Source organism: Luteolibacter pohnpeiensis (assembly GCF_016595435.1).
Taxonomy (GTDB): Bacteria; Verrucomicrobiota; Verrucomicrobiia; order Verrucomicrobiales; family Akkermansiaceae; genus Luteolibacter; species Luteolibacter pohnpeiensis.
In genome coordinates this window covers 1-6303 of record NZ_JAENIJ010000066.1, presented here as the reverse complement: position 1 = coordinate 6303, position 6303 = coordinate 1, and the positions used below count along the sequence as shown (strand labels likewise).

Genomic DNA, 6303 nt, shown 5'->3' with positions numbered 1-6303 from the left:
CAACGGATTACCCATCCCGTCTTCCGATACCTCCAGTTATTGCAAAGCCCGCGGCCGTCTGAACATCCACTTTCTCAATGCCATCCATCAACGCCCCGCGCCAAGAATACGTTGAAGTCTTCCACCGCAACCGCTACAAGAAAACCGCTTAATCCCGTGACATTCATGTCTGACCCCAATCCTTCTCGTAATCCCCTTACCTCTGTGGGTGGCATCATCGGTGCGGTAGGCGGCTGGCTCTTTAGTCAGTATTGTGGCGCCTCTATGTGGATTCCCGGCGCGGCATGCGTGCTCCTGCTCGTACTATTTGCGAAGACAAGATTTAAACCGAGATACTTCATGGGAGCGATCGCGGTCACAGGAGGACACATCGCATGGTTTTCGATTGGGGCGTATTTGGGTGCAGGTTTTATGGCCGTGGGTCTCGATATTTTATTTCTCACTGTCGGCGTTGCTTGGCTTTGGTTACGGCCTGGACTTGCGGCTGCGATTTTCTTGGGAGCGATTCAAGCTCTCAGCCTGCTCATGAATGCCATTGCCCTGTCGGACGCATCATTTGAAAGCGCTGGTCATAGAGCCCTCACCGCGCATGTGGTTTTCAGAGTGATCGCGATCGCGTGTTTGATCGCCGGCTACCTAAACACAAAGAAGAAAAAGGCCGAACAATGCGCCACAGACAACTCCGGGTCTTCGCCCATCCGTGTCTGAGCTGAAACCTTCGGCAGGAATTTGCCACAGAAATCTAATTCCCATATAAATATGTTTTTTCTAGTATTAGGAGCATGGCTTGCTGGCATTGTCGTTAGCCTGGTGAACCATAATAGGAAGCTGCCCTTGTGGATACTCGTAATTGGAGTGCTCGTCTTGGTAGGGCATTTTACTGCAGGATTTGGATTCATTACTGTCGCAGCTATGGCAATTCTCAGCGTCATTATTTGGATCGCTAACAAGCTTGATATGAATTGAATTTTAGAGGCCGAACAAGGCAGCATATCTGACGGCGACCAGCCCGATAGTTGACTTTGTTTCTTCCATCCCGCCGCGGATGGCCTTATACGTTGTGCCAAGAATATGAAGTCTTTCACTCTAGGATTTCCCCCAGACGGACAGTCGGTCGATCCATACTCGGGCGACTCGAAGATTCCTGAGTCGATTCGTGATGAGGTGATTCGACGATACGAAGCGGAGTATCCCGGTGGTTACGTCCTTGCGTTCGTCGATCATGCTGCTGGAATTGCGGGCTTCTACACCAGAACGAAGGAGAATTGGCAGGCTCTGAATGATATCTACGAAGTGGTTCTTTACCCTACGAAGCCTGAGAAGGACTCTGGATTCCTGGTGGTGGGATCACAGGACACGACTCCAGGCTGGCCGAACAATTTCTTCCTGAGTTCGTCACGTTACACTGATCGCTTGCACGAATGGGTTCGCATTCGCTCCGAGCGTTTTGCTGGACTCATCGGTAGGCCATTTCGCGAGGCGATGGCTGGCTCAGACTGCTAAAACCAAACGGGCGTAACAAGATGCCACAGGCGACGGGCATTCGCCCTGAATAAACATTGAACTTTGGGCATATATCATTTACGATGATCTGGAATTACAAACATCCGATTTTGAATCGCCGGTGGATGGTTGATGAAGAAGGCATACACGAGGAGCGGTCTGGTCGGTTGTATTCCACGATCGAGTGGAGCGACCTCGTGAAGCTGAGGGGAAACCGTGTTTCCGGAAGTTCGGGGAAGAGGATTTTACTGTTGCTGGGCAGTCGCATAAGAACGGACTTCATACTCCATGCGATGGCTGCTTGGTCCGAGCGTTTCCCGGAGAAGTGTGCCACAAATAGACTGAATCGTATCCGGGAGGGTGATCGGGCCGCCTACTTCTGGTTTCCGCTTCTAGTGTTTACGCCCTTACTCATCATGGCCGGACTTCTTCTCGCTTTTCCTGAGTATTGTTCGGCCTCGTTCGACAAGATGCCACGGATGGCGGCCCTAACAGTCGTTGTTGTCGGCTCGTGGACCGCATGGTATTGGAACCTCCGAAGAAAAAACGCCCAACAAGCCGTCGCTCCGAACCATCATTACCGCCCACTTTGAATTCAACATCCTCCGTTCGGGGTTCGGAGGACTATATCGTTCTGTAAAATGAAGAAACTACTTAGTCTTGTGCTTTTGCTTGGTTTGCCACCGACGATAATTGCAGCCGCCGATCTGAGTCTTCCAGCGAGTCGAGGCGTGGTAAGCTTACCTGAAGGATTTGAATATATCCCGAAGCAAGGCGATGATTCGATCGTTGGTCAGTTCAAGAAGAGTACTGCTGAAATCGATTTCGACTTTGGACCAATGGCTGGGGTCTACGTTGACACCATGATGAAACATTGGAAGGCGGACGAGACAGTCTCGGTTGTTAGAAATTCCACCACGACGATTGCCGGGCATTCCATCAAGATCCTCGTCTATTCACAAGGCGAGTTAAAGGGAGCGATCGTTAGCTGGCCTGACTGCCTGGGGAATTTCTACTGCAAGTATCGCGATGAGGGCGAACTCGCGGACTTTTTTACGGTGGCCTTGTCTTTTCGACCAAACAAAGAAACCCCAGAACAAGTCGCCGCACCGAATCCCTGACCTCTTTGTGTTTCGCCGTTATGATGATGACAACCTTAACCCCGAATCGTAGCCACGCCCTCTGTCAGGGATTCAGTGAGCTTTGACGTTCTACCAAAAAAATGGAATTCAACCTCGTACCATTGTATAGCGTCGGAGACATCCGTATTGGCATGGCCAGAGCGGAGGTGAGGGCGGCGATGAGCGAAGAGCCCAAGGCATTCCTAAAGACTCCCACTTCGGAGCGGCCCACCGATGCCTTCCAAGAGCTTTGCGTGCAGGTATACTACGACTCGGATGATCGTGCTGAATACATTGAAATCAGTCGAGCCCCCTCAATTCATCCACAATTGGACGGCGCGCACGTTTTCGAGATCCCGGCTACGGAGTTGGTGCAGCAGCTTGGACGAGATGCGGATTACGATTCGGATTCAGAGGATGATCCGACAGACGTTGTTTTTCCAGGCCTCTCGTTGAGTCTCTGGCGTCCATATGGTGATGATCCCGATGATCCTGAATCTCGATACTTTGCGACGGTGGGTATCGGTCGAGTCGGTTACTATGACATCGAAAAATAGATAGAACAAGTCAGTAGTGGCAACGGCGGATGAGGTCGCTGGTTTGCTGCGCTCTGGACTAGTCAACCCCACCGTGCCATACTTCCAACGTTAGCCCAAAAACTGAATCCAATGCGCCAAATAGTAGCAATTCTCAATCAGGCAGCGGTTGTCTTGATGGTCGCATTCTGTCTGTTTCTCGAACCTTCCACTGGACGGAATGCCTTCCAACCAGAAGCACCGAATCGCGCAGTTCCATCTGGCGGTGCCGCTTCGAACTATCCGATCGCAGTAGACCCAGCTCTTGTCGGCAGCTATCCATCCAAGACTCATTCGGGAGCTGGCTATTTCTACGACGATGTCTTGGAGTATCGTGTCTGGATTGATCCCCAGTCTGGCGGCGAACGACTCAATGCTGGCAGTGACTACTTCAAGGCATTTGCCACATATGAGGAAGCCCTGAAGTATTCCCAGTCTACAAAAGGCGCAGAGTCACCACTAGTCTTGGTTCGACAGCTTGAGCATGTGAACGAACCAAAAAAGGGAATATTTGAACATGTGAAAGGGGAACGACTCACAGAGTGGCAAGTTGAGTGGCTTGCTGAATCTAAGCGAGGACCCAACTCTATCCCCGACTTCCTCGCCAAGCATCGAAAGTCATTGAGGTAAGCTAGATTTCTGGACCAGAAACCGTCTTAAACAACAGAGAATCATTGGTGAGCGTGGAGCCAAGGAATGCAGCTATTGCGGGGTCTAACAATTGCCGAGCTGGATGTTCACCGACGCGTAGACTCCGAGATCAGTGCTGATGCCGATTCAGTACACATTGACTTGAAAGAAGACGGAACATTGACTTTTTCCGAAGTTCCGGTGGTTCCAGCCATCGATGGGCGAACATTTTCAATTCAGAGATTTCACTCGAGGGGACTTGTTGCCCTTGGGTGGGCGCTGAGATTGCCGGATCATGTCGTTGAGATCCTTGTCGAAGATGATTTGATCGAATACCGGAGGTAGAAGGGATCGAGTCTCGTAATCCCTATGACAGAGATGATTGCTTAGGATATCCGATCTTCGAAAATCAGGTTTGGGTATAAAGGGCCAACAGGTATTAAGCATACTATAATTCCCTGGCGATGGTTCAGACAACCGGAGACCGACGGCATGCGCGCGCGATCTTCACCGAAACGAAACTCGCCCAAATATACGATCAAGGTCATCCGATAGATCAAAAGCTGCGCACAGACCTTGGTGACGGGCTGGTATTTTTTCCTGGGCGACTCTTTCATTCTGCTAGGCTCGATCCACTCCCTCGCTTCACTGTGCAGCAGACGACTTTCGTCGAAAGCGCGGCTTTGTGGGCTGGTCAAACCTCTTAAAAACGGAATTTCAGAACTAGCCGTGGGTGACAAATGCGGACAAGCGCACTGGTTCGCTTCGCTCTGGATGCTCGACACCGCCGTACCACCGCTCTTATATTCTGGAGAAGTATGAAGAGACTCTTTGTAATCCCATTTCTTATAAGCCTTCTCCTTTTGAACGTATCACGTGCGGAAAGATCCATCATCGAAGTGTATCAGCCAACTAGCCTCCTAGGAACTGAGAGCGAAGGCAATCCACTGGGAACAGGTGAGTGGATGGCGGCTACAATTGTATCGCGCCCTGTCATTATTGGAGGGGCATTCCCGGAGTCACCAGTTCATGCAGTTACCCTTCCGCATAAGATTGCGGGTGCGCCAGATGGTTTCCCCGAGGAGAGTAACCTAATTGTGATCGTCGGTGGAGACGTCCGGGCCGAATGGGGGCAAACGGAAGACCAGATCATCGCAGATTTTTCTAAAGCCAAGTTGCCTGAGAATCTTGGGGTGACTCTAATTCAAGTGATGAAGATGACCGCTCTATGTTTGGACAAGACTTTGGGCACGCAACATGAGAAGCCAATCAAGATCAAATGGCTGGCTCCTGCTGGTATATCGCTCGCTGATGCGGGTCTTCCCACTGAAATCAAAAAAAACAGAGAACAAGGCGCAGCATCCAACGGCGACAAGCCGGCAAACTAACTCGACACCGGACCGCTCTAATGTTCTACAGAGAATATGAAAACCGTGCTAAAGCACCTGATTGCATTATTGATATCCGTGGTAATTTCGGCCCCGATATTTGCCGCCAATAGTGCATACGCTGAATTTTCTGCGGGCCGGATTCCATGGCTCGCGGGATCGATATTTATGTCAGCCATCTGGTCAGTATTTCTATCCATTGCGGTTTCCGCACCAGTCGCAACGATATGTGTCTACCTTGTTGAGAATCGACTCTGGGTGAAGTGGCCGCTGGAACCGTTGATCCTATTTGGCGTCACTGCTGCCTACAGTGGACCTGTCGCTCTAGTCGCGTTTGGGGGAAGTCTGCCACTGGCTGTCGCTACTGTCATGTCCCTCTATTTTCCAGCTCTGATCTACTTTCTCATTCTGCGGGCAATCAGCCTGAGAGAGTGCATCTGACTCAACAACCAAGAGGTAACATAAGGCGCGGGAGGCAAGTCAGGCAAAAGTAGACGGAGCATTTTTGGCGTAGTTCTTCAGGCCGCAACCGCTATAGTTTTGGGACCAACTCCATTAGGCAGGCTTGTCCTGCTTGAAAGCTCCGAATTTCTGGGCGCGGTTCACTAGACTCTGCGTTGACTCACCTTTCTTCGGCACCAAGTCCAAGCATTTCGACTTGGCATATGATATGTCCTCTTGCGTCGTCCAGGTGCGCTCCGTGACGTGGCCGCAGTTGATTCATGGATGGATACTTTCCCATGATCGAACGATTCAGTTTCATCGCAGTCTACCACAACAGGCACCGCATTCACGGCACGCTGGGCACGAAAGTCCGAACCAAATCGAGGCCAAATTGAATCCACGAACTAACCAATCATCGGTCCCAAAATCCATTGTATCCCAGTTTGGGCGCCCCTCCATGGCATACCCCACACATGCAATGATCAGCCTACACATGACAATTCACACCAAATGAAAAGCCCCGAATCCTTTCAGATTCAGGGCTTTATGGCTCCTCCTCAAAGATTGGGGACATGAGGCACGGATGCCATCATGTCCCCGATGTTTGTTAACCTAAATTTAGGCCTGAAGGGTTACGACCCC

8 protein-coding genes are annotated in these 6303 nt (G+C 50.8%); all 8 read left to right on the top strand.

From position 1 onward, the window contains the following. Positions 1 to 165: 165 nt before the first annotated feature. Positions 166 to 708: a hypothetical protein gene (locus JIN85_RS19510; RefSeq protein WP_200273998.1), complete on the top strand. Its 543-nt coding sequence runs from the start codon at positions 166 to 168 to the stop codon at positions 706 to 708. Positions 709 to 1071: 363 nt separating this feature from the next. Further along, entirely contained in the window at positions 1072 to 1503 is a 432-nt protein-coding gene (locus tag JIN85_RS19505; protein ID WP_200273996.1) for a hypothetical protein, read from the top strand. 416 nt (positions 1504 to 1919) lie between these two features. After that, the gene (locus JIN85_RS19500; protein WP_200273994.1) at positions 1920 to 2096 is read left to right on the top strand and encodes a hypothetical protein; all 177 of its coding nucleotides are present in this window, start codon (positions 1920 to 1922) and stop codon (positions 2094 to 2096) included. Positions 2097 to 2144: 48 nt separating this feature from the next. Continuing rightward, positions 2145 to 2624, top strand: a complete 480-nt coding sequence (locus tag JIN85_RS19495; RefSeq protein WP_200273992.1) for a hypothetical protein — start codon at positions 2145 to 2147, stop codon at positions 2622 to 2624. Between the two features lie 101 nt (positions 2625 to 2725). Next, positions 2726 to 3181: a hypothetical protein gene (locus JIN85_RS19490; RefSeq protein WP_200273990.1), complete on the top strand. Its 456-nt coding sequence runs from the start codon at positions 2726 to 2728 to the stop codon at positions 3179 to 3181. A gap of 111 nt (positions 3182 to 3292) precedes the next feature. After that, positions 3293 to 3829 (top strand): GCN5 family acetyltransferase, encoded by a 537-nt coding sequence (locus JIN85_RS19485; protein WP_234047525.1) that lies wholly within the window; start codon positions 3293 to 3295, stop codon positions 3827 to 3829. Between the two features lie 818 nt (positions 3830 to 4647). Continuing rightward, on the top strand, positions 4648 to 5217 hold the full coding sequence (locus JIN85_RS19480) for a hypothetical protein (protein WP_200273988.1): 570 nt from the start codon (positions 4648 to 4650) through the stop codon (positions 5215 to 5217). Positions 5218 to 5385: 168 nt separating this feature from the next. Then, positions 5386 to 5658 (top strand): hypothetical protein, encoded by a 273-nt coding sequence (locus tag JIN85_RS19475; protein ID WP_200273986.1) that lies wholly within the window; start codon positions 5386 to 5388, stop codon positions 5656 to 5658. The last annotated feature ends 645 nt before the right edge of the window (positions 5659 to 6303 follow it).

What these genes read in the sequence shown, in the direction of transcription:
- JIN85_RS19510 (WP_200273998.1), top strand. Translation starts at nt 166, where the DNA reads ATGTCTGACCCCAATCCTTCTCGTAATCCCCTTACCTCTGTGGGTGGC.
- JIN85_RS19480 (WP_200273988.1), top strand. Translation starts at nt 4,648, where the DNA reads ATGAAGAGACTCTTTGTAATCCCATTTCTTATAAGCCTTCTCCTTTTG.
- JIN85_RS19485 (WP_234047525.1), top strand. Translation starts at nt 3,293, where the DNA reads ATGCGCCAAATAGTAGCAATTCTCAATCAGGCAGCGGTTGTCTTGATG.
- JIN85_RS19475 (WP_200273986.1), top strand. Translation starts at nt 5,386, where the DNA reads ATGTCAGCCATCTGGTCAGTATTTCTATCCATTGCGGTTTCCGCACCA.
- JIN85_RS19500 (WP_200273994.1), top strand. Translation starts at nt 1,920, where the DNA reads ATGGCCGGACTTCTTCTCGCTTTTCCTGAGTATTGTTCGGCCTCGTTC.
- JIN85_RS19505 (WP_200273996.1), top strand. Translation starts at nt 1,072, where the DNA reads ATGAAGTCTTTCACTCTAGGATTTCCCCCAGACGGACAGTCGGTCGAT.
- JIN85_RS19495 (WP_200273992.1), top strand. Translation starts at nt 2,145, where the DNA reads ATGAAGAAACTACTTAGTCTTGTGCTTTTGCTTGGTTTGCCACCGACG.
- JIN85_RS19490 (WP_200273990.1), top strand. Translation starts at nt 2,726, where the DNA reads ATGGAATTCAACCTCGTACCATTGTATAGCGTCGGAGACATCCGTATT.